This window comes from Flexilinea flocculi (assembly GCF_001192795.1).
In the GTDB taxonomy this organism is placed as follows: Bacteria; Chloroflexota; Anaerolineae; order Anaerolineales; family Anaerolineaceae; genus Flexilinea; species Flexilinea flocculi.
This window is the reverse complement of record NZ_DF968180.1, coordinates 265985-289678: the sequence shown is the minus strand read 5'-3', so window position 1 is coordinate 289678 and position 23694 is coordinate 265985. Positions and strand designations below refer to the sequence as shown.

Here is a 23694-nt window from a genome sequence, read left to right as displayed (position 1 = left end):
AATTGAATAATTATTCAATTATAGTGTACCACAATAGGTCAACGAATCGAAATATTGAAAAAATAGCAGGACAACGAATTTCCTCTCGTTTCGAAAAAGGCCTTTCCAACTTTCGATTTACTGACGATAGGTTGAAAATGAGTGATCAGGAACTAAAAGAAAAATCAATCTTTTATAGAGAATTAACTCTGAAAATTATCACAGCAGCAAATGCCGGTCATACAGGTGGTGATCTTTCCTGCATTGATATTCTGAATGTGCTATATAACCGGATTCTGAATGTCGCACCGGATCGTATGAATGATCCGAACCGTGACCGTTATGTTCAGTCCAAAGGTCACGCTGCGGAAGCACTCTATGCAATTTTAACCGAACGCGGTTTTATGCCAGAATCATGGAGCGAGCGAGTTGGATTGTACCTTTCTCCTGTTGCCGGTCATCCCACCCGTAAAATTGCTGGCGTTGAACAGAGCACTGGCGCGTTGGGTCATGGTTTGTCTATTGCTGTCGGGATGGCCATTGCCGGCAAGTTGGATAACAGGAACTACCGCGTTTTTTGCCTGATGGGCGACGGCGAATTGGCTGAAGGTTCGATCTGGGAAGCTTCTATGGCGGCTGCCCATTATCAACTGGATAATCTCATTGCTATCGTCGACCGAAATCGGCTTCAAATTTCCGGTTCCACGGAAGATGTGATGAGCCTGGAACCTCTAAAAGAAAAATTCGAAGCGTTCGGTTTCTCGGTGCGGGAAGTTGACGGGAATGATACGGATGCACTGCTGGCTGTTTTTCAGGCAGTTCCTTTTGAAAAGGGAAAACCGAGCCTGGTCCTTGCCAATACGATTAAAGGAAAAGGGATCAGCTACATGGAAAATCAGGCGAAATGGCATCATGGCGTACCTTCAGAAGATCAATTACAGCAGGCGTTGCGCGAATTTAAAGCTGAAAGAGAGGCTCTTTGACATGCTGCCTCCATTAAAAAAAGGATTACCCAATTTGGAATACATGGCACAGATTCTGATCAATCGAGCAAAAGATGATCCGAATCTGATGATCGTAACCAGTGATTCACGCGGCTCAGGACGTGTTACTGGATTCAGTGAGCAATTCCCCCAACAACTCATCGAAGTGGGCATTGCTGAGCAGAACTCTGTGGGCATTTCTGCTGGATTGGCTTCCTGCGGGAAAAAAGTGTTCACGATTTCACCGGGAAGCTTTTTATCGGCACGTTCATTTGAACAGGTGAAAAACGATGTGGCTTATTCTAATAATCCGGTCGCACTGCTGGGTATCAGTTCCGGCGTCAGTTATGGTGGACTGGGCGCGACCCATCATTCGATTCACGATATAGCCGCTTTAATGGCTGTACCAAACCTGGATTTATGTATACCTGCGGATAATTTTGAAACAGAGACTGTTCTGGAATCCTATTTACAGTATCCCCGGCCGATGTATATCCGATTCGGTAAGAAAACAATGCCGCTTTTTTACTCATCTGCCAATGAAGTTACATTTGGGAAAGCTGGCATTCTGCATCAGGGATCTGACATTTTGATTATTGCTTGCGGTGAAGCATTACAGCCGGCATATGAGGGTGCGGCAGCTTTGGAAGCTGAAGGGATCAGCGCCGGACTGATCAGTCTGCATTCATTACGCCCATTCGATAAAACAACGATTCTGGATATGGCTGCTTCCGCCAAAGCTGTGATTACTTTGGAAGAACACTCCATTTATGGCGGTCTGGGCAGCATTGTGGCTAGTTTATTGATGGAGCGCCGCCTTTTCCGGCCAATTAAAATACTTGCCTTTCCGAATGAAGATCTGGTCACTGGCAGTCAAACGGATCTTTTCGACCATTATGGTATTTCTGCTTCCGGTATAACCGCCGCAGCAGCAGAACTATTACGATAAGGAGCAGGAACGTGACGTTGATTCTTGCGATTGATCAAAGTACATCCGCAACCAAAGCGATGCTGTTTAATGAAAAAGCTGACTTGCTCGATCAAGTCAGTGTCACCCATCAACAGTATTTTCCGAAACCGGGTTGGGTAGAACATGATGCGGAAGAAATTTATCAAAATGTGCTGATGGCTGTCCGCAGCCTCAAAGAAAAGAATCCGGCGGCACTTGATCAGGCAGCCTGGTTCAGTCTGACCAATCAGCGTGAAACAATCGTTGTCTTTGACCGCGAAAGCGGGAAACCACTGCATCACGCAATTGTCTGGCAGGATCGGCGAGGGGAAGATTTTTGTTCTTCTCTGCGAAATACCGCACTGGCGCAGATCGTGCAGAAAAAGACCGGACTATTGGTGGATACTTATTTCCCTGCCAGTAAATTAACCTGGATAAAAAACAACCTGCCCGATCTGAATAAAAGACTCGTTCAAGGAACGGCATTGATCGGGACGATTGATACCTATTTGATTTATCGGCTGACGCATGGGAAAGTGTACGCAACAGACCATACGAATGCCAGCCGGACGTTGTTTTACGATATTGACACACTGCATTGGGATCGTAGTCTTTTGAGCGTTTTTGATCTGTCGATCGCCGAGTTGCCGGAAATCCGCGAAAGCGCTTCCTGCTTTGGGCAGACTGATTTTGAAGGAATTCTGGATAAATCATTGACGATTGCCGGTGTGATGGGAGATTCTCAGGCAGCTTTATTTGCGGAACGATGTTTCGAACCCGGTATGGCAAAAGTCACTTTTGGAACTGGTTCCTCGATTCTGTTGAACATTGGTCATGAGAAAAAATACTCAGAGAACGGTATCGTAACGGCTATCGCCTGGGTTTTAAACCGAAAACCGACGTATGCCTTTGAAGGGATTACCAACTTCACCGGAGCTGTCATTGCCTGGTTGAAAGATCAGCTTGGTCTGATTGATAATGTGGCTGATACAGAGATTCAGGCTTCTTCTGTGCCGGATAATGGCGGTGTGTACTTTGTCCCGTCTTTTGTCGGTATGGGCGCACCGTATTGGAAGGCGGATGCTCGTGGTGCAATTTTTGGACTGACTCCCGGTGTCAAAAAAGAACATATTATTCGAGCTGCGTTGGAAGGAATTGGTTTTACGGTAACCGATGTATTGCGCATTATGGGAAAGGATGCGGATATTCCGCTACTGCAATTATGCGCGGATGGCGGAGCAGTACGAAATCAGTTTTTAATGCAGTTTGTAGCAGATATCAATCAACGTGAATTGATCGCATCATCTCTGCCGGAGCTCTCGGCTTTGGGAGCTGTTTTTTCAGGTGGGCTGGCTTGCGGATTTTATGCGAATCTTCAGACGCTGCAACAGATCGACATGGCGGTACGGCGATATCTTCCCGCAATGGCCGCTGAAGATGTAAAGAATATTTTTTCGGGCTGGAATCATTCTGTACAAAAAGTCCTTTTATAAACAGAAGGAGTTGCTTTTAATGAAAAAGAAAATTAAATGGATCGTCTGGCTGGTTTTAATTGCTGCTTTTCTCGTTTGGGGTTCAAAGCAGTTTACTGTTGTCAATACGCAAGAACAAACCGCTGTGTTGGAATCTGAAAAGTTTGACAGGGTTGCTTATGTGGATGCAATCTGGGAAAGCAAGCTGCTTCCTGCTGTGCGTGAGGATTCAAAAGAACTGCCGATTGTTCTGGACGCAATTGCAAAGGATCTGGAAAGCTCGGCGGAATTTGCAAAGATTTCCGTCAGCGGCGCTTACAATTATCGCGTACGCGGAGTTGGAACAGTTGAAGCGGTTGACCTTTCAAAAAAGGACGGCAAAGCAACGATCCGTCTTGATGGTTACAATGGTAATATTCAGGTTTTTCTGAATATTGGTCCAAAAATCAGTGGCGAATCCATCCGGGATGGCGCTGGATTCATTGAGTTTGGAAATTTTAAAGATCAGACGGAATACGGTCAGGTATCCAAGGAAATCAACAAACGTGTCGGAACCGAGATTTTTGAGAAATTTGACTGGGCAAATATGATCGGTAAGAAGATCAGTTTTGGTGGAATGTTTACCATATTAACGACGAATCAGACAAAAATAAACCTGGATACGGTCACAATCAGTCCGGTCTATGTCGAAGAGGGTGATTGATATGTCTGAAACACAATTCCCTGAGAAAACCGGGACTCTCGAAAATCGCGCTGAAAATCCGGATGATATCATTCTGCATGCAGAAAAGATTACCAAGGTTTATCCCGGAACGACGGCGCTGAACAATGTCGATTTTGATGCCTATCGCGGTAAAGTGAATGTGTTGGTCGGTGAAAATGGAGCTGGAAAATCCACCCTGATGAAAATATTGGCGGGTGTGGAGCAGCCTACTTCCGGAAAACTGTATCTGGAGGGGAAGGAAATCAGCAACGGCTCCATCAAAGAAGCCGGAAGAAACGGGATCGGCATCATTTTTCAGGAAATGATGGTTTTTCCGAATCTCACAGTAACTGAGAATATTTTCACTGGTCGTGAAAAACGGGTCAATGGTATCGTGTCCTACAAAGAACAACGAGCAGAAACCGTAAAAATCCTGAAAAAGATGGAACAGAATATCAATCCGGATCAACTGGTAGGAGAACTGCGGGTCGGTCAGCAGCAGATTATTGAAATTGCACGTGCTGTCTCAGAAAAGCGGAAAATCTTGATCATGGATGAACCGACATCGGCGCTTTCCAATGATGAAGTCAAAGTTTTATTCAAATTGATGCGAGAATTGCTCATAAGCGGTGTAACCATCATTTACATTTCACACAAACTGGAAGAATTGCTACAGATCGGCGATTACATTACAGTGCTGCGTGATGGTAATAAAATGGCATCCGCCAAAGTAAAAGATATCAATCTTCCCTGGATCATCCGCTGGATGGTGGGTGAAAAGCACACGATGAAATCTTATCATCAGACTCGTCAAATTGGCGAAGAATTGATGCGTGTGGAGAATATTACCCTGCCACGCATCGGCGGTGGTTTTTCAGTGGATCATGTCAATTTTACAGTTCATAAAGGTGAAGTGCTCGGATTGTATGGTCTGGTTGGCGCCGGACGATCGGAGTTATTTGAATGTCTGTGCGGGTATGCCAAAGACGCTTCTGGAAAAATCTTTATTCAGAACAAAGAAATCAAAAGCAGACACATTGATGAAAGAATATCTGACGGAATCATCCTTGTCCCGGAAAATCGTCAGGTTGACGGGCTGGTACAGACGATGTCAGTCGGCGGGAATGTTGTTCTTTCCAGCTTGAAGAATTTGATGAAAGGATTCTGGATTTCCGCCAAAGAAGAGAAAAAAGCGATCAATAAAAAAGTCGAAGAAATCCACATTAAAGTGCCGGATACCAACAATCTGATCACCTCGCTCAGCGGCGGCAATCAGCAAAAAGTGGTCGTATCCCGCGCATTGCTGACAAATCCGACGATTTTACTGTTAGACGAACCAACGCGGGGCATTGATGTCGGAGCAAAGGCTGAAATATTCCAGCTTGTCAACGAACTGGCATCCAAAGGGTATGGGATTATTTTTGTGTCAACAGAGTTAAAAGAGGTGATTTCCGTATCAGATCGAATTCTGGTTATGTCAAAAGGAAAAATCACCGGAGAATTTACACGGGAAGAAGCAACCGAAGAAGCGCTTGTCACTGCATCCGCCATCGGTCATGAACTTGAAGGAGTGAAGAATGCCTGAATTAAAAGGAAAAAAAGCGAACTGGCTGAAGATTGAATCATTTTTAATGAAAGGCCGTGCATTTATTGCGTTGATTTTTGTACTGATCATCTTCACAATCATCGTTCCAAACTTTGTGAATTCAACCAATCTGGTTGTAATGACCAAACATGTAGCGATTTATGCTACCCTGGCGATTGGAATGACCTTTGTGATTCTGACAGGAGGTATCGACCTTTCGGTCGGTTCTATAGCCGGATTATGTGCAATGATGGCTGGTGGATTTATCAATGAGGGGATTACGATCGGTACAAATACCTATTACCCTTCAATACCGATGGTCCTGATTCTGACTATGGCGATCGGTACTTTTTGCGGAATTATTAATGGCTTTATTATTGCGAAATTTAATGTTGCAGCTTTTATTGCGACCTTGGGTATGTGGTATGTCGCACGTGGTTTTGCCCAGATCCGTTCGAACGGCTTGACTTTTCCAAATTTAGTCGGACGCGCTGAACTGGGGAACACCGGTTTCCCGCAATTGGGTGCCGGCTCTTTTCTGGGTATCAGCTACAGCATCTGGATCATGCTGGTTTTTATGCTCGTAGCAATTTTCGTCACACGGAAACTGCCCTTCGGTCGCCATGTTTATGCCATAGGCGGTAATGAGAAGGCAGCCCGTATGTCTGGCGTAGCCATTGACAAGACAAAAATCGGTGTCTATGCAATTTCCGGTTTCTGTTCTTCAGTAGTTGGATTGATTATCGCGTCACAGTTGGTTGCATCGCACCCAATGACAGGTGATTCCTATGAAATGACAGCGATTGCTGCTGTGGTTTTGGGAGGTGCATCCCTCTCCGGTGGAATTGGCAGCATTGGCGGAACGGTCATCGGTGCATTTGTGATCGGTATTCTTTCAGATGGTCTGGTTATGGCTGGCGTCTCGTCATTCTGGCAGCAGGTTGCCAAGGGTATCGTCATCGTTTTTGCGGTCATCATCGACCAGGTGCAGCGCAGACTTCAGGAACGTGTTTCCCTCTCGCAGCAAGTTGAGGAAAAAGAGAATAGGTAGTTCTCCTCTAATACTGTGTATTACGAATTTCTAATTCGTAAAAATAAAATTTTCAATCTCTGTAACAGGAGGAAAGGAATAAAATGAAAAAGAGTTTGTTATTCATCGTTGTTCTTGCTCTGGTGTTAACCAGCGTAGCAGCCGTTTCCGCTGCAGACAGCAAAGGACTGATCTATGTGATCACTCCATCACATTCGAATCCGTTTTTTGGTTCTGAGGCTGAAATTGCAGTTGCAAAAGCAGAAGAGCTTGGCTATACCACAAAATCAGTCGTCCATGATGATGATGCCAACAAGCAGATGGAACTGTTTGAGACCGCCATCGCTGAAGGCGCTAAGGCAATTATCCTTGATAATGCCGGTGCCGACGCAACTGTCAGCGCTGTTCAGAAAGCCAAAGATGCCGGAATCCCGACTTTCCTGATCGATCGTGAAATCAGTGAAGAAGGTATTGCCGCTGCCCAGATCGTTTCCAACAACTATCAAGGCGCTTCCATGGTTGCTGAATACTTTGTCGAACTGATGGAAGAAGAAGGCACCTATATCGAGCTGACCGGCCGTGATACCGATACCAACGCCCATGTCCGTTCTCAGGGTTTTCATGACGTCATCGACGAATATCCCGATATGAAAATGATTGCTCAGGATACTGCCAACTGGGATCAGACTGAAGCTTTCGAAAAAATGGAAACCATGCTTCAGGCCAATCCGGATGTCAAGGGTGTGATCTGCGGAAACGATACCATGGCTTTGGGTGCCAAAGCTGCATTGGATGCCGCTGGCAAGAAAGACGTCATTGTCATGGGATTTGATGGTTCCGATGATGTGATCCAGTCCATTAAAGACGGTGGTATTAAAGCCACCGGCCTGCAGCCGGTTGCAGCCATTTCCATCGCAGCCGTTGAACAGGCAGACTATTACCTGACCAATGGTAAATTCCAGAAGGAAGAAAAACAATCCATCGATTGTGTATTGGTCAATGCAGAGAATGCCTGCATGTATGCGAAATTCGCCCCGATCGAGGGTGTTACTTCCTGCAAGTAATCGATTTTTTAGCTTTCAAGAAGGAACGGATTCATTTCCGTTCCTTCATTTCTTTTCCAGCAAGGAAATCCTGACGTTATATTTCTTTGCTGGAAAAGAAATATGGCGGACAGTTGTACACGAATAGCATTGTTGTACAGTTAATCCGCAGTTTGTATTGAAAGCATCGGATGATACAGGACCATTTTCTGCAAAACAACGTTCTCTGACGTATTAGAGAATGGTCCGGGTTTTTGGAAACCATCCATTCAATTTATCAGAACGATATCAGGAGATCGTATGAAAAAAATCACATTGGCTGTCTTATTTGGATCGAGAGAATTTTTCCCTGCCAGTCTTGTTTTCGATGCCCGAAAACAAATGTTTGCCGTATTGGAAGAATTGGGAATCGATTATATAACGTTGGATGAAAACACGGGTGTACACGGCGCTGTCACGACATATGCACATGCAAAGGAATGTGCCGAATTGTTCAAACGCCATGCTGATGAGATCGACGGTATCCTCATCAGTCTGCCAAATTTTGGTGATGAGCGCGGAATTGCGGATACAATCAAGCTTTCCGGTTTGCGGAAACCGATTCTGGTACAAGCTTTCCCAGATGATCTGGAGAAACTGGATGTGGCAAACCGCCGTGATTCTTTCTGCGGCAAAATCTCGGTTTGTAACAACCTCCGGCAGTACGGTTATAACTTCTCGGTCACAACGGATCACTGTGTCTTCCCAGCTGAGGAGAGTTTTAAAGCAGACCTGCGGAAATTCGCAGGTGTCTGCCGCATTGTCAACAAGATGCACAACGCACGACTCGGTGCAGTCGGTGCCCGACCAACAGCGTTTAATACAGTTCGTTACAGTGAAAAAATGCTCGAAAATGTCGGAATTTCTGTCATTACAGCGGATCTTTCCGAACTGATCGGTCCGGCATCCCGGTTAAGCGATGATGACCGCATTGTGAAATCGGCATTGGAAAAAATTGACAGTTATATGCCGCATGATGGCATTCCGCAGGACGCTCTGCTCCGCATGGCTAAATTCAAGGGTATCCTGGATCAATGGATCGCGGATAATGAAATCGACGCAACTGCCATTCAATGCTGGAATTCGATTCAACAGAATTACGGCGTAAATGTCTGCACTCTGATGAGCATGATGAGTGAAAATCTGATGCCCTCAGCGTGTGAGACAGATATTACAGGTCTTGTATCCATGTACGCTTTACAGCTTGCCGGTGCAGCACCTGCCATTCTGGTCGATTGGAATAATAACTATGGCAGCGATAAAAATCACTGTGTCCTTTTCCACTGTGGCAATTTCGCCAAGAGTTTTGTGCCGGGTTGCTGTATGAGCAATGCAAAAATTCTGGCGACCACGATGGGGACAGAAAATACCATGGGAACGGTAGAGGGCAGAATTCCGAGCGGAAAATTAACGTATGCGCGTGTTACCACGGATGAGGTCAATGGGGTGATCCGGGCTTACACCGGCGAAGGAAAATTTGTGGACGATGAGTTGAAGACATTCGGCGCCCGCGCCGTTGTTGAAATTCCGGATCTTCAGGATCTGATGCGTTTCATCTGTTTGAATGGATTCGAACATCACGTTGCCGTTGCAAAGGAAAACCTTGCGGAGATCATCACCGAAGCCTTCGAAGGCTATCTTGGCTGGGAGACTTATCTGCACAGTTAGATTCAAGAGGTAAAAATTACGATGCAGGTTTGCAACAGACAGATCCAGTGATTTGAAATATGGAATAAGTTTTTCGGCTTATTCGAAAAATGTGTCTTTATTTCAAATTACTAAGGCAAACCTGCATTTTTATGTTGGAGAAAAAAATGAAGAAAAGTGGTATCTATCACGGTGAAATTTCAAAAATCGTGGCGGAGCTGGAACATTTTGACACCATACTGATTGGTGATGCAGGCATGCCTTGCCAGCCGGGAGTGCCTTTCGTCGACCTGGCAGTTTGTGCCGGTATTCCGGGTTTCTTTGATGTTTTAACAACAGTCTTGTCAGAGTTGAAAGTACAGAAGGCTTACATCAGCAGCGAAATGGCCGAAAAAAGCACACCGGCTTATCAGCGTCTGCTGCAGATGATCGGCGATGATTTTCCGGTGGAAGCCAAACCGCATGAAGCGATTAAAGCCATGTCCCGCATAGCAAAAGTACATATCCGGACCGGAGAATGCACACCTTATTGCAATGTGATCCTGGAAGGCGGCGTGACGTTCTGAGAATATCAGTCGTTCTCGTGTTAGTGCGCTTTGTGTTAAAAGAATAGAACAATAAAGAATTTTTTTTCAAACAGTAAGTCAATATGTCGACTTACTGTTTGTTTCACAATAATTCGAAATATGAAAAGAATGCATTGTTATTCACATGGTATTACGCAGAGTGCAACACCATGTGAATAACAAATCTTCTTAATTAATTCGTAAAGCTTATCCATAGTTCGAATCGCTGTTTGTTTTACGGAAGAGTTGATTTGAGCTACAATAATGGCATACGGTAAAAAAGCGATAGCAGGCTGCTTGGCGCAGAGCGCAATCTTTTTTTGCCGCAATCATTTTCTAATCATTCAGGAGTCGTTATGAAAAAACCAGTTATCTGTGTTGCCGGATCAGCGAATATGGATCTTGTCACTACCGTTCAGCGAATGCCGATGGCAGGTGAAACCATTCATGGAAATGCATTTCAGACCTATTTCGGAGGCAAAGGTGCTAATCAGGCTGTAATGGCGGCAAAACTGGGTGGTGAAGTATGGATGATTGCGAAAATCGGTGAAGATACTTTCGGAAAAGATTATATGAAAAACTTCACTGCCTGTGGTCTGAATACCAGTTGTGTGTATACAACGAAAGAAGCATCGACCGGTATCGCAGCCATCACTGTTCAGGAAAACGGGCAAAATGCCATCATTGTAGTAGGTGGCGCCAACCTCTCCTTTAGCGAAGAGGAAATTGAGAAAGCAGCCGCTGCAATAGGTAAAGCCGATGTACTGGTCTGCCAGAATGAGATCAACTTGAATGCCACACTGCGTTTTCTGCAAATTGCCAGAATGTATGGTGTTCCGACGATCTTCAATCCTGCTCCGGCAGAAGACTTCCCGGATGAAATCTACCGATTATGTGATTATTTTTGTCCGAACGAATCGGAAGCTGCTCATATCGTCGGATTCCCGGTGAAGACAATCGAAGATGTGAAACGAGCTGGCAAAGATTTCCTCTCCCGGGGTGTAAAAAATGTCATCATCACGCTGGGGAGCAAGGGCAGTCTATTGATGTCAGAGGGAAAAACAGTACTAGTGGAAACAGAGAAAGTGACTGCAGTCGACACAACCGGTGCAGGAGATGCGTTTATCGGTACAGTCGCATATTTCATTGCATCTGGAATTCCGGTGGAAGAGGCAATGAAAAAAGCCAGTCATGCCGCCGCATTGAGCGTACAGAAGCGCGGCGCCCAAAAAAGTTTCCCTAACTATGCGGAATGCGGCTTCTAGACGGTGGATCGCTGAATTTTTGCGGATATTTCCGTAATGGAGTACAACGGTTCGAAAAAATGCTGGATTTCGAATTGAGCAATGATACTTTTTCTTGTTGTGTCTTCAGAATCATGATAAAATCGTTTGCGTATTGGGAGAGATGGCCGAGTGGTTTAAGGCGCCTGTCTTGAAAACAGGTATGGGGAAATCTCATCGTGGGTTCGAATCCCTCTCTCTCCGCAGAACCGTCCACCAGGACGGTTTTTTTGCTAACCGATTTGAGGGGATTCGAACCCGGGAGGGCTTGATGCGAGCTGGCGAGCATCGAGGACCAAGCGCAGCGAAGGGTAAGTTTTGCGCAGCAAAACGCGAATCCCTCTCTCTCCGCAGAACCGTCCACCAGGACGGTTTTTTTGTTAACCGATTTGAGGGGATTCGAACCCGGGAGGGCTTGATGCGAACTGGCGAGCATCGAGGGCTGTGCGTAAAAATATCACAATAACAAATAATTCTTTCCAAATTTGATATTGCTGGTTTCGATTTACTCCGAATTATCGGATCTCAATGATGGTATACTTTTTTGGCGAATATGATGGATACAAACCTTTCGGTATAATAACATCATCCGGTTTCAAATTATCAGGGAAGATCATGTATTATGAACAATGAGATTCAAAGCATTATTTCGGCAGCATTTCAAGCAGTAAATCCGAAAGTTTTCATTCCAAAAGTGCTGCAAAGAGAACAGGACCAACTGATCATCGCAGGGAAAACATTTGAATGGAAACAATTCAAACATATCTACCTTGTCGCAATCGGGAAAGCCGGGCTGAGCATGGCTGCAGCAGTGGATTCCGTATTGCACGATGCGGTCACAGAAGGAATCATTCTCACCAAACATATCGATGATTCTTTTCAATTTTCGGAAAAATACCGTATCTTCAAAGGCGGTCATCCGGTTCCGGATGACGGAAGCGTGCAAGGGGCAAATGCTATCCTCGCCATGCTCGGAAAAACGCTGGCGGATGACCTGGTAATATTCCTGATTTCCGGCGGCGGCTCAGCACTGCTGACCTGTCCGCGTCCTGGCGTGAGCCTGAAGGACATGCAGGATTTCAGCGCACAGATCCTTGCCTGCGGGGCGGATATCAATGAATTCAACACCATGCGCAAGCATCTGGATCTGGTCAAAGGCGGCGGCCTTGCATTACAGGCAGCTCCGGCTTTATGTGTATCGATCATCCTGTCTGACGTCGTGGGCAGCAATCTGAGTACCATCGCATCCGGTCCTACCGTACCCGATCCATCCACGTTCGATGACGCAATCCGTATTCTGGACAAATATCAATTGCGGGGAAGCGTTCCAGCCTCGATCCTGAAAGTGTTGCAGGATGGACAGATGGGTCTGATCCCTGAGACGCTGAAGAATGACGATCCCTGCTGCAAAAAAATCATCAACTGTCTGGCTGCAGACAATCGTATTGCTGCGGTTGCAGCAGCCGAAAAAGGGCGCCAACTTGGTTTCAACTCCGTTATCCTCAGCACAATGCTTACTGGAGAAGCTGCTGCAGTCGGAGCCATGCTGCCTGCATTCCTCTCTGAAATTGATCGTCCTGGTTCCTGGATTCACCGCCCGGCGCTGATGATCTTCGGCGGAGAAACAACGGTTCATATCCATGGGAATGGACTGGGCGGACGGAACCAGGAGCTTGCCTTGGCTGCCGTGCGTCCCATGTCGGACATGAAAGGTTCTGCCCTCGTGACACTTGCCACAGATGGAGAAGATGGTCCAACCGATGCAGCCGGCGCTTTCGTAAGCGATGAAACGCTGCAGAAAGGACTGGCTCACGGTCTCAAGCCGGAGGATTTCCTCAATCGCAATGATGCCTATCATTATTTTGAAGCCCTGAACGACCTGTTGAAAACCGGTCCCAGCGGCACCAATGTCAATGATTTGACATTTTTATTTGCTTTCTAAACCAGCAGTCTGCCCCGATGTGGCGATTTTACGAAACATACATGGATTTCGATCCGTATCAATAGTTCAAATGATTAATTCGCCCTGCGATTCAAATGCAAAAACCGCACCATAATATTGAATTCTTCCTATTTTTCAAATTACAGCGATCCATCATCTGCAATGGAGGGCAAAAATGAGAGACTCGATCCATAAATATTTCCAAGTCGGCACGATTCAATGGATGTCACATCCGGCTTTGGCCTATTCAGTTCTGGATTCTTTGAAGATTATCGCCTGCGATGACTATTTCGACGCAGTCGAGATCACACATTTCAGCGATGATGAGACTCGTGATAAAGCCAAAAAGATACTTGACCAGTCACATCTGAAAGTCTGTTATGGGGCGCAGCCCTGCCTGCTTGGACCAAAATTGAATCCCAATGCCATTGATGAAACAGAACGCGAAAAAGCGGAAAAAACGCTGATGAATGCCGTGGATGAGGCAGCGTATCTTGGCGCAAAAAGTGTGGCTTTTCTGGCAGGAAAATGGGAAATACAGACGAAAGATCAGGCTTTTGCACAGCTGTTAAAAACCACGAAAAACGTCTGCGCCCATGCCGCTCAAAAAAACATGACCATCAATCTGGAAGTCTTTGATTATGACATGGATAAAGCTGCATTGATCGGTCCTGCTCCGTATGCGGCCAAATTTGCGGCTGAAATGCGCCGCGAATGTGCTAATTTTGGTTTGATGGTCGATCTTTCCCATTTCCCAACCACCTTTGAGACCTCGAATTTTGTTATTCGCACATTGCGTCCGTATATCAATCATTTCCACTTCGGAAATGCTGTGGTACAAAAAGGCTTTGATGCCTATGGCGATAAACACCCGCGTTTCGGTTTTCCAAAGAGCGCCAACGATACCATGGAACTTGTCGATTACCTGACTGTGATCAAAGAGGAAGGTTTCTTCCATGCAGATGATCCATATGTCCTTTCCATGGAAGTCACACCATTCAACGGTGAGGATGCAGATATCATTCTCGCTAATACCAAACGTGTCCTGAACCGTGCCTGGGCATTGGTACAGGACTGAGTCAATTTCATAATACGGAGGAGATCATGGCAAAAATTGTCGTATTGGATGGATATGCGGAAAATCCCGGTGACCTCTCCTGGGATGAGCTGGCAAAGCTTGGAGAATTACAAGTATACGATCGCACATCCTGCACCGATGATGATGAAATTATTTCGCGGATTGGAGATGCTGCATATGTATATACGAATAAGACTCCGATCCGCAAAGCTGTTTTAGATGCCTGTCCGGGAATACGCTTCATCAGCATGCTTGCCACCGGTTATAACGTCGTTGATGTAGCCGCCGCAAAAGAAAAAGGGATCCCCGTCTGCAACATTCCTACCTATGGAACGGCTGCAGTTGCGCAATTTGCAATTGCGCTGCTGCTGGAGATCTGCCATAATATTGGTCATCACAGCAATGCTGTGCATAACGGCAAGTGGGCAAATAGCGCGGACTGGTGTTTCTGGGATTATCCTTTGATCGAACTGGAAGGAAAAACCATGGGGATCATCGGGCTCGGACGCATCGGTCAGCGGACTGCTGCCATCGCAAAGGCGCTGGGCATGAAAGTCATCGCTTATGATGAGCATCCAAGCGATGCCGGCAAAGCAGTCGCAGATTATGTCGATCTGGATACGCTGCTGAAAACTTCGGATGTCATCGCGCTCCATTGTCCGCTCTTTCCGTCCACTGAAGGGATCATCAACAAAGATTCCATCAGCAAGATGAAGGATGGTGTGATCATTCTGAACAACTCCCGCGGACCGTTAATCGTAGAAAAAGATTTGGCAGATGCATTGAACTCCGGGAAAGTCGCGGCAGCCGGTTTGGATGTTGTTTCTTCGGAACCTATCAAAAATGACAACCCGCTGCTTCAGGCAAAGAATTGCTTTATCACGCCGCATATCAGTTGGGCGCCCAAAGAAAGCCGGCAGCGGCTGATGGATGCTGCCGTAGATAATCTCAGGCAGTTTTTGGCTGGTACGCCGGTCAATGTAGTCAACCAATAATTTGTTTTCCGACACATGATTCAGCCGGTCTTCAGTCAGATCGGCTGAATTTTTTTAGCAAACTGGGAAAATCCAAGACTTTATAAATTCATAACCTTAATTTCAGACTATTTGCTCACAATGATCTACATTTTTGAAGTGTGAAAAAAAATTATTATGTCTATAGCATATTATTAACACGCGTGTTAATAATATTGTAAACGCTCGTTTGAAAGGGTACCAAGTGATCGTTTGAACGGATACCACCCCAATAAAACACTCTGAGTAGAATAAAAAAAACCAAAAGGAGAAGAGAAGGCATAAATTGAAAAAGTAAATGCAACCTGTTTTTTTCCGCTTTCATCTTCATAAATTACATTTATTTTTCAATTCACAGATAAAATGAGAAGAGATTTGGATTTACTGTTTCACTGTTTTGGTCGAGAGATTCGCAGGAGAAAGATTCGAAGCGAATTTAGAAATAAGGTATAACCTGAACGTCTGAATCGTGAATGTACAAGGGTAATTGAACGGGACTGCCTGCTAAGTGGATTAACGCTTTATCAGATAGAAAGCGGGAATCATCCCAAGATGAAATGTCATTATTCATTCCGATTGAAGCAGAAAATTTCGTAGATTCATATGCGTAATTCCATTCCGGCTCATGTCAAATTCGTCCATCGAAATCACATATTTGGGGTAATTATCCGGGATCTTTTCCAGACTACCGAATTCTCTGTCAATTGTTTCCTGAGATGCCAGCAAATAAGCAACCTGGATATATTGTTTCATTTCTTGTTTTTCACAGACAAAATCAATCTCAAGCGAATCAATTTTTCCGATCGTTACCTTCCACCCGCGTCGCAATAATTCAATGGCTACAATGTTTTCCAGTACCTGGTTGATATCCCGTTCATTTTTTCCATATACAGCTTCACGGATGCCATGATCTGCCATGTAGTACTTGTCGTTTACAGTGAGAATTTTCTTTCCTATCAGATCTTGACGATGAAAACTGAAGAGAAGAAATGCATCTTCGCAAGCTTGCAGATAGTTTAGAATTGTCTCCGGCGACACGATCTGATTTTCATTTTTGAAATACTTTGATATGCCTGTCGCGGAAAACGTCCGCCCGATGTTTGCCATAACATAGGTGATGATTTTATCAAGCAAAGCAGTATCCCGAATATTGTTACGGCTGACAACATCCTTCAGAACTACCGAGTTAAAAACATCCTGAAGGTATTGTTTTGAAGGGTCCGGTAAAAAATTCAGATTTGTTAAAAACGGCATTCCGCCAAATCGAATATACTGATTGAAGATTTCTGGTGTTGAAGCCTGCGGGTTCCTTTCCAAATACAAATCACAGAATTCCGCGAATGAAAAAGGATAGATCGTGATTTCCACATACCTGCCAGCCAGGTAGGTAGCTAATTCACCGGATAACAATTTCGCATTTGACCCGGTAATATAGATATCGCAATCATACTTCACACGCAGGGAGTTAACGCATTTTTCCCATCTTTCTACTTCCTGGATTTCATCGAAGAATAAATAATACTTGTCTTTGGAATCGACAATCATGTCAGAAACATATGTGTGAAGTTTTTCGGCAGTACAGAGATGATTGTTCTCAAAATTTTCAAAATTCAGGCTGATTATATGTTCCTGCGGAATACCCTGTTCGCGGAGTTCATCCATGATCAATGAGAACATCACTGATTTTCCGCTGCGCCTGATCCCGGTAAGCACTTTAACTAAATCAAGCCCGATGAACGGATGGATTTTCTGCAGGTAAGATGTTCGCTTGATCATTGATTCCCTCGCCCATATTTTGTTAGTTATAACAGAGAAATGTCTTCTAATCAATGATTATATCAGATATAACTTATAAAATTCAACGAGGATTACTCGGGTCATACCAGATAAACATTCCCACTTGAGGGAACGTTTCAATGATATATTCTTGATAGCAATCGATACAATACTGATCGATTGAAATGGCAAGATTCACATTACTACGCGATATATATTACAAAAAGGGATCACAAAGTGCCGGTTCAAACCTACGTTCGGTTACGCTATAACCTGGATTCACGCCAACTCATAACGAGAAAGTTACTGGATATCAAGTTTTGTGCAGATATCCTTTTGCTTCTCCAATTCCTCACCAACCCTCAGACTTCGATCAGGTTCTTCGAAGCATTCAGGAACATCGAGTTTATCCAATAGCGAGCCAATCGTATAATCCTTCATCAGTTCAGTTATTTGCATCTGCATTTTTATGTATGACAAAAACATCAATGCGATGATCTGTACAAACAGTTTCCCATTAAGGCTCTGCTCCGATGAAACGAGCGTTCTGTTCACCGGCTTATTCCTTGATCACCACCTTTGCTCCATGCTTCGGAGTTATTCTGAAATCAAAGTACTTCGCATATTGCTTTTCGTGTTCCGGTAGACGCTTCCTTGTTCCCAATTGCGCAGCGTACTCGGACTGATTCCGAGTTTATTGGCAAACTGTTTCTGTGACAAGTCATGCTTTTCCCGGATTTTTCGGATGTCAATCGGTTCATAGGTGAATTTACGCGATGGTTTGGCAGTTCCTTTTTCAATGGCTATCGCCTGATTCAAACTTTCGCATAATCCTTCAAAAAGTTCATTCTTCATTTGTCAATTCCTTGATTAATTCATCGGACATTAACTCAGTTACCAATTTTGGTAAAGACGGCGTTTCAATGAATTCGAAAGGTTCAATACCCATATCTTTTGTATTCTTCAATGACGTACTTCGTGCAAATCCTTTTTGGATGAAAAGATCGTTAGTTCTTCAACGCGAACTCGCTGAACAGTTACTCAAAGATGATTCGTCTTGTAAAAATATTTGTTCACGTTGATTCGAAAGTTGTAATTGGAAATTAGCATCTCACTTCGCAATAGGACAGTCCCTCAGGATGATTTTGTGTTCATCGATTTGGACAGAATCGAACCATAGAGAACTCGATGCGAGCTTGACAATATGAGTTTTTTGACCAAAAAGTATTTGGAACTTGAAAAATTTCAAAAAGAAATTTACAGATACATATGATGATCAAAAATATTTTCGGGATGGGTTGCGAGATAATACTATCGCTCCATCTTGTTTGTGCAAATATATTGCATATTATGATGAATTATTACCGATCAGTTCATTAAAGGCCTAAAAGGAAAATTTTTTTGATTTATAATATTATTTTAGAACAATAATAATAATTATTTATAAAACAAATTATTTGGTTTACGTCGATTTCTATTTGGGGAATTAATATGACAAAGAAAATTCTCTTTATTTTAACTATGGTTGCAATTCATCTCTTCGGATTTAGTGCAAATGCTATCGCAGCCAACTCAACTATGTCCTTTGTAAATAAGTTCGCATTGTCGAATGAAAATTCTCAGGCGACGTCCAAAGCAAAAAGTTATTTAAGTATAATGAGCTTTTCTCGGGACGGTTTAATAAAACAACTCGAATATGAAGGCTTTTCACATTCTGCAGCGGTCTATGGCGTTGACAATTGTAACGCTGATTGGTTTGAACAAGCTGTAAAAAAAGCGAACTCCTATCTCGAAATTATGGCTTTCTCAAAAGATGGTTTAATTGACCAATTAGAATATGACGGTTTTTCAAATGAAGAAGCTTTGTTTGGCGTTAATCAGATTTATTCTGATACCAATTTGCAAGCACAAAAAAAAGCTGAGTCGTATCTTAAAAACATCGCTTTTTCGAGAGATGGCTTGATTAAACAATTAGAATATGAAGGTTTCCCCCATGAAAATGCTGTTGCTGCTGTGGAAATTGTCAATGTTGATTGGAATGAACAAGCAGCAAAAAAAGCTAAATCCTATATCGAATCCATGAGCTTTTCTCGGGATGATTTGATCCGACAATTGGAATTTGAAGGTTTCACACACGAAGAAGCTGTTTATGGAGCGGAAAATTACGAGATTGTTTTACAAAATCGAAACAATCTTGAAAATTCTATTGTTGTGAATGATTCTATGATTAAGGTGTTGATTAAGAATCTCGACAACCTTTTTCCCATAAAAGTTATGGAGGATTTTTTCTCGAATCCGATGGTCGCCACTTATTCTGATGTTGGATCTGCTACTGCAATTCAAACAAGCAATCAGGATGGATATCGCAACATAGTGATGTTTACTAATTCTGATTCTGTGCATGATTACAGAGCTGTGACAAAACTTAATGCTGGGAACCTGCAAAACTTCTATCTCTCAATGGATATTCAAGTTAATGATGTTTTCCCCGGCAATCAAGGCGGTTGCTTCATCGGATATGTTAATGAACCCATCAGTATTAACGGGACAGAAGAATCTGTTTCAACCATTGGATTATTGCTTAGTGATTCGGCTGTTATTCTTGATGTCAAAGAGAAAACTGCTGATGCTGGAATACAAATGCAATTAGATACGTTTTCTACTCAAAGAAATCAGAAAAAAATGACAATTGTACGTCTAACTGGGCAAACTTTTTTCTTTGTTGATGATGTATTTGTCAGTCAATACCATGATGGAAAAAACGGTCCTTTCCAACTTGTGTATGGTACAACTGTTTTTGCGAATGGAGAGACAACAAGCTGTTCCTTTGACAATTTAATTGTTCGAAAGGTAGTTAAATAATTATGAAAAAGAACCGGATTCTCATTGTGCTTTTCGTTTTTATCACAATTCTTTTTGCAGTCTCAGCTTCTTTTTATGTCGTAGAGGATAAAACAACAGAACCCATCGGCCCCAAAAACTTATTAAATATTGCTGATAGGGAAATATTTATCCGCGACGCTTTTGGACAGAATTTTTCAGAAGAACAGGGTTATGTTAATGAAATGATCAATACGGATACAATTCATCAATACTATATTTATGATGGGAAGGGAACTGATGTGCTAATGTCTATGCTTCCCTCTGAAATAAGTATTAAGACAAGTAACAAACGTTTAACTTTTGAACAAGTCAGAAAAGATGAATTCCATGTCACGTATTCTGTTCAGCAAAAGGAAAATATACCTGCCAAAACTGGTGGGAAATGCTGGATACGATACAGTAATGTCGTTTTAATGGGCAAAGGTCGCGAAAGCGGTGTAATTCTATACCCTGGTGAAAATGCTTATTTTTTTACACCTGTTGATAGTGAAATCACTTATGAGAAAATCGCGGATTTGTCCAATTTGAATCCAGAAAAAAAGAACAAATTTGATTTTTTCCGGTTAAGCGGGACCGTGTATGTTTATGGAAATGGTGAGTTTCTTTTCAGCTATGAAGACAAAATTAAGGAAACTGTTTCCTTTGAATCTGGTTCTGAATTGTCTGAAGGTGGGAACCGAATCCGTTGTGATTATGACGATTTCACAATGCGAATCAAATAAAAGGCAGGCACATTATGAAGGGAAAAATCATTTTAGTAATACTATTAGTTGCTCTGCTAGTTTCTGTTATTCCATGCCTTGCGAATGTAGATCCAATTTTGTTGGATGAGCCAAACGACAATGTTTTTGGATGTAATAATGATATTTTCATCGAATTGATGGAAAAACCGACTATTGGAAAATCCACCAGCGGCCGAACCGCTGTAGAAAACTATTTGTATTTCAAAACAGAAATTCTGTTCCTTGCCGATAGAAAATGGACTGGACTTGATAAAAAAAGTTTTTCAATAAAAAATATTGATGAGAACGGAAAAGAAGAATTCTATCCATTAGATTATGCCGTAACGATGTTGACGAATCTCAAAAACGGTTGGAACACATTATCCGATCCATTGTTTTTTACATCCCTTTCTACGATCAATCTTGTTTTTGATGTAGTCCCAACAGCGAAAAAAGGATGGACGCTTTTATTTCTTCCAACAGAGCGAGGCAATGATTCACCATATTGCGAAGTTGAAATTCCATTGGTAGTCAAATAGAAGACAGGTATAACATGAATAGAAACATTATGGTTTTTATAATTCTCTTTTTGATTAATTTTTTTCCTATGACTTCAGCCCTTGCAAATGAAGACAATATAAAAAAAGAGCTTACAATGACAGAGCAATTCCCTGTATTAAAAATTAAAGATCAATTCTCACAAAAAATGACTAATAAATACTATCGTTTCCCGGCAGAAATATGGTATTTTGATCCATTGGGGCTATCTTATTTTCCTTATGAAACAATGGATACAGACAACTGGGCGCTGTTGGGTCGTTGTAAAGATGGGAAGACATTCAAGCAAATGATATATTCAGATCAACCTGCTAAAAGAAAAATCATTCATGGCTCGGAATTGGGACAAGGAGCAGGATATTTGAGAGATTTTTACTTGTATGCGGATTTGTTTGTCAGCGATAATTATCCAGAAAATACAGGTAGTTGTTTCTTTTATTATTCTGATTCTATGTTAATAGGATATGATACGAGTTATGGAGTATTTATAGATCCTCAAGACGGCATTTATAAAGCAATAAATGATTACAAAATTGGACCCAGGGATTCCTTTCGTGATTTTTATCTCATAGGACATGAAAGACACAATTTAGAACTGATGTATCGCTTTGATGAAGTAGAAAAAATAGTGAGACTCTCTAAAACTGGCAAAGGAGTAAGTCAAACTAAAGGCCCTATTAAACGAGTTGAATTTGGCAAAAGTGAAGTTTCTGATTTGGAATTCAAATCAATTGGAAATAATTTATTTCCTGCAGTGGATATAGATAACCAATTTTATTCTGATTGGGAATCCATGCAAACAGATCCAACAATCCATAGTGACTCATCAGTAAAGGTTTATCGTGTCGAAATCATTCGATTAAGCGGAAACGTTGACATATATATCAATGGCATCCTCGTTAAATCATTTGAAGATAAGATACTAACAACCAAGGAGGGCATTACAATTCCGGATAAAGTATCCTGGAGTTATGGCCCAATTTTATCCAAAGGCGGATTAACAGTTACCTGTTCGATTGGTAATTTTGTTGTATATGGCACCGGACAGCGAGAGGATTAAAGAATATGAAAATTAAATCATTTCTTGCATTTTGGTCTGCCAGTATGGTTCTGTTGCTTTATCAGGGAATCATCTCAGTACAAGGTTCTCCAAATAGAAGTAATATTTCTTCGAACGAGGTCATTTCCAATTTTCCGGAGATTTTAAATGTCGGATCAATTCTGGAGTGTGGTGATTATCAAATACAGATTATGGGGCAACCTGTCGTAACAAAATCAAGCAATTCGATCATTGCAGATTTAGATTTGAAATATCTAATTGTGCGTATTGGAATTTCCAACACCAGTGATCAAACTAAAAAATGGCTTGCGCCCAATTCATTTACTGCTCAAGAAACTTACTTAAATCATGCATATGGTACCTATCATTTAGATTATATTATGAGTGCCAAAGCATCATCTGGGTTTAATCTTCCGCCATTCTTTTCTAGTATCGAACCTGGGAAAATGCTTTCCACTGTTTTAGTATTCGAAATATTCCCGGAAGCAGAAAACTGGATTATCACTTTTTCGCCTTCGACATTCACGGGTGAAACATCTTCTGAAAATGTAAAATTTTTATTGCCAAAAGCACTGAAACAATAATTAATCGAGGTCTTATGAAATTAAAAAGCATGATTCTTGTGTTATTGGCACTGAATCTGATAGCGATTCCCGTATTCGCAGAAAATGATTCCGTCACCGTAAAACCAGGTGAGAATTATTTGTGCGGTAGTTCTTTTGAAATTTCATTTCCATTTGAACCATCTACCGTTAGTATGATTTCCCGCGATCTGTATAAAATCTTTAATCTTACTGAAATTCATGCAAAAGCTGAAAAAGGCGAACGTTTATTACAGATACGTCTGCAGATTCGAAACCTTACACCTACAATTTATAAAGGATTGGATCCGAAAAGTTTTCAATTGGCAGGTTATGTTCGAGATCGTACTTTAACGTATATACCAGAAATTATGGAACCATACGATTTTGGAGACTATGAAACCTATGTTTGGTATTCTCCAGATCATAATGAGTGGTCGTATCTGCCACCTCTTCGTATAGAGGATATTCTTCTTGTTTACCGAGTCAATCCGATTTTAGTAAACTGGGAAATCCATATCGCTCCACGAGCTAAACTTGGAACATCCTATGATTATGGCTCTGCCATTTACGAACCAATTGAACTGGACCCTTGTGACAAAGTTTTTCGTTTTACTAGTATAAAGAACGCAGAAACTGGTGAAATTACCAAATATGTGATTCAATAACCATTCATTTTCAACTTTATGAAAATGAAAAAAATGAGCAAATAGCGACACGAACGTGTGACACTTGGAACATCATCATTTGGCCATTCTTTCCTTTCATCCGAAAATATACAATTCACCACCTTCTCCAGTAA

Annotated in this window: 21 protein-coding genes, 1 tRNA gene and 1 pseudogene; 20 read left to right on the top strand and 3 right to left on the bottom strand. The window is 42.5% G+C overall.

Going from position 1 to position 23694, the window contains the following annotated elements; genetic code table 11:
• Positions 1-23: 23 nt before the first annotated feature.
• From ATC1_RS03345 to ATC1_RS03275, 14 genes are all read left to right on the top strand, one after another.
• Positions 24-962 carry a transketolase gene (locus ATC1_RS03345; protein ID WP_269079290.1) on the top strand — a complete coding sequence of 313 codons (939 nt, stop codon included), beginning with the start codon at positions 24-26 and terminating at the stop codon, positions 960-962.
• On the top strand, positions 892-1911 hold the full coding sequence (locus ATC1_RS03340; RefSeq protein WP_201777235.1) for a transketolase family protein: 1020 nt from the start codon (positions 892-894) through the stop codon (positions 1909-1911). Before ATC1_RS03345 ends, ATC1_RS03340 begins: the two co-directional genes overlap by 71 nt.
• Before the next feature lie 11 nt (positions 1912-1922).
• On the top strand, positions 1923-3404 hold the full coding sequence (locus tag ATC1_RS03335; protein ID WP_062278371.1) for an FGGY family carbohydrate kinase: 1482 nt from the start codon (positions 1923-1925) through the stop codon (positions 3402-3404).
• Between the two features lie 19 nt (positions 3405-3423).
• Entirely contained in the window at positions 3424-4086 is a 663-nt protein-coding gene (locus ATC1_RS03330) for a DUF2291 family protein (RefSeq protein WP_062278369.1), read from the top strand.
• Between the two features lies 1 nt (position 4087).
• A complete protein-coding gene (locus tag ATC1_RS03325) occupies positions 4088-5671 on the top strand; it encodes a sugar ABC transporter ATP-binding protein (protein ID WP_082174639.1) in 1584 nt (527 codons plus the stop codon).
• Entirely contained in the window at positions 5664-6722 is a 1059-nt protein-coding gene (locus ATC1_RS03320; RefSeq protein WP_062278368.1) for an ABC transporter permease, read from the top strand. The genes ATC1_RS03325 and ATC1_RS03320 overlap by 8 nt, the downstream gene beginning before the upstream one ends.
• Before the next feature lie 83 nt (positions 6723-6805).
• Positions 6806-7765, top strand: a complete 960-nt coding sequence (locus ATC1_RS03315) for a D-ribose ABC transporter substrate-binding protein (RefSeq protein ID WP_062278366.1) — start codon at positions 6806-6808, stop codon at positions 7763-7765.
• Between the two features lie 279 nt (positions 7766-8044).
• Positions 8045-9451 (top strand): L-fucose/L-arabinose isomerase family protein, encoded by a 1407-nt coding sequence (locus ATC1_RS03310; protein WP_062278364.1) that lies wholly within the window; start codon positions 8045-8047, stop codon positions 9449-9451.
• Positions 9452-9597: 146 nt separating this feature from the next.
• Positions 9598-9996: a D-ribose pyranase gene (gene rbsD, locus ATC1_RS03305; RefSeq protein ID WP_062278363.1), complete on the top strand. Its 399-nt coding sequence runs from the start codon at positions 9598-9600 to the stop codon at positions 9994-9996.
• 356 nt (positions 9997-10352) lie between these two features.
• Complete coding sequence (gene rbsK / locus ATC1_RS03300; protein ID WP_062278361.1) at positions 10353-11261, top strand: ribokinase; 909 nt, start codon at positions 10353-10355, stop codon at positions 11259-11261.
• Positions 11262-11397: 136 nt separating this feature from the next.
• Positions 11398-11483: transfer RNA gene (locus ATC1_RS03295), tRNA-Ser, on the top strand.
• Positions 11484-11901: 418 nt separating this feature from the next.
• Entirely contained in the window at positions 11902-13221 is a 1320-nt protein-coding gene (locus ATC1_RS03285; RefSeq protein ID WP_062278357.1) for a glycerate kinase type-2 family protein, read from the top strand.
• A 175-nt stretch (positions 13222-13396) separates the two neighbouring features.
• Complete coding sequence (locus ATC1_RS03280; protein ID WP_062278355.1) at positions 13397-14299, top strand: sugar phosphate isomerase/epimerase family protein; 903 nt, start codon at positions 13397-13399, stop codon at positions 14297-14299.
• A gap of 26 nt (positions 14300-14325) precedes the next feature.
• Complete coding sequence (locus ATC1_RS03275) at positions 14326-15294, top strand: D-2-hydroxyacid dehydrogenase (RefSeq protein WP_062278353.1); 969 nt, start codon at positions 14326-14328, stop codon at positions 15292-15294.
• A gap of 585 nt (positions 15295-15879) precedes the next feature.
• Here the strand turns inward: ATC1_RS03275 and ATC1_RS03270 are convergent.
• From ATC1_RS03270 to ATC1_RS03260, 3 genes and pseudogenes are all read right to left on the bottom strand, one after another.
• Entirely contained in the window at positions 15880-17088 is a 1209-nt protein-coding gene (locus ATC1_RS03270; protein WP_062278351.1) for an ATP-binding protein, read from the bottom strand.
• 303 nt (positions 17089-17391) lie between these two features.
• A pseudogene (locus ATC1_RS03265) lies at positions 17392-17755 on the bottom strand (IS1634 family transposase); the annotation flags it as partial.
• On the bottom strand, positions 17686-17943 hold the full coding sequence (locus ATC1_RS03260; protein ID WP_062278348.1) for a helix-turn-helix domain-containing protein: 258 nt from the start codon (positions 17941-17943) through the stop codon (positions 17686-17688). The gene ATC1_RS03260 and the pseudogene ATC1_RS03265, both read right to left, overlap by 70 nt.
• Before the next feature lie 636 nt (positions 17944-18579).
• Between ATC1_RS03260 and ATC1_RS03255 the strand changes: the two genes are divergently transcribed.
• Genes ATC1_RS03255 through ATC1_RS03230 form a run of 6 tightly spaced genes read left to right on the top strand, consistent with a single transcriptional unit; the run spans position 18580 to position 23560 of the window.
• Positions 18580-19950: an Ltp family lipoprotein gene (locus ATC1_RS03255; protein WP_062278347.1), complete on the top strand. Its 1371-nt coding sequence runs from the start codon at positions 18580-18582 to the stop codon at positions 19948-19950.
• Positions 19951-19952: 2 nt separating this feature from the next.
• Positions 19953-20693: a hypothetical protein gene (locus ATC1_RS03250; protein WP_062278345.1), complete on the top strand. Its 741-nt coding sequence runs from the start codon at positions 19953-19955 to the stop codon at positions 20691-20693.
• A 14-nt stretch (positions 20694-20707) separates the two neighbouring features.
• The gene (locus ATC1_RS03245) at positions 20708-21232 is read left to right on the top strand and encodes a hypothetical protein (protein WP_062278344.1); all 525 of its coding nucleotides are present in this window, start codon (positions 20708-20710) and stop codon (positions 21230-21232) included.
• Positions 21233-21246: 14 nt separating this feature from the next.
• The gene (locus ATC1_RS03240) at positions 21247-22311 is read left to right on the top strand and encodes a hypothetical protein (protein ID WP_152024210.1); all 1065 of its coding nucleotides are present in this window, start codon (positions 21247-21249) and stop codon (positions 22309-22311) included.
• Between the two features lie 5 nt (positions 22312-22316).
• On the top strand, positions 22317-22895 hold the full coding sequence (locus tag ATC1_RS03235) for a hypothetical protein (RefSeq protein ID WP_062278340.1): 579 nt from the start codon (positions 22317-22319) through the stop codon (positions 22893-22895).
• Between the two features lie 14 nt (positions 22896-22909).
• Positions 22910-23560, top strand: coding sequence for a hypothetical protein (locus tag ATC1_RS03230; RefSeq protein WP_062278338.1), 651 nt, complete (start codon positions 22910-22912; stop codon positions 23558-23560).
• Positions 23561-23694 lie beyond the last annotated feature (134 nt).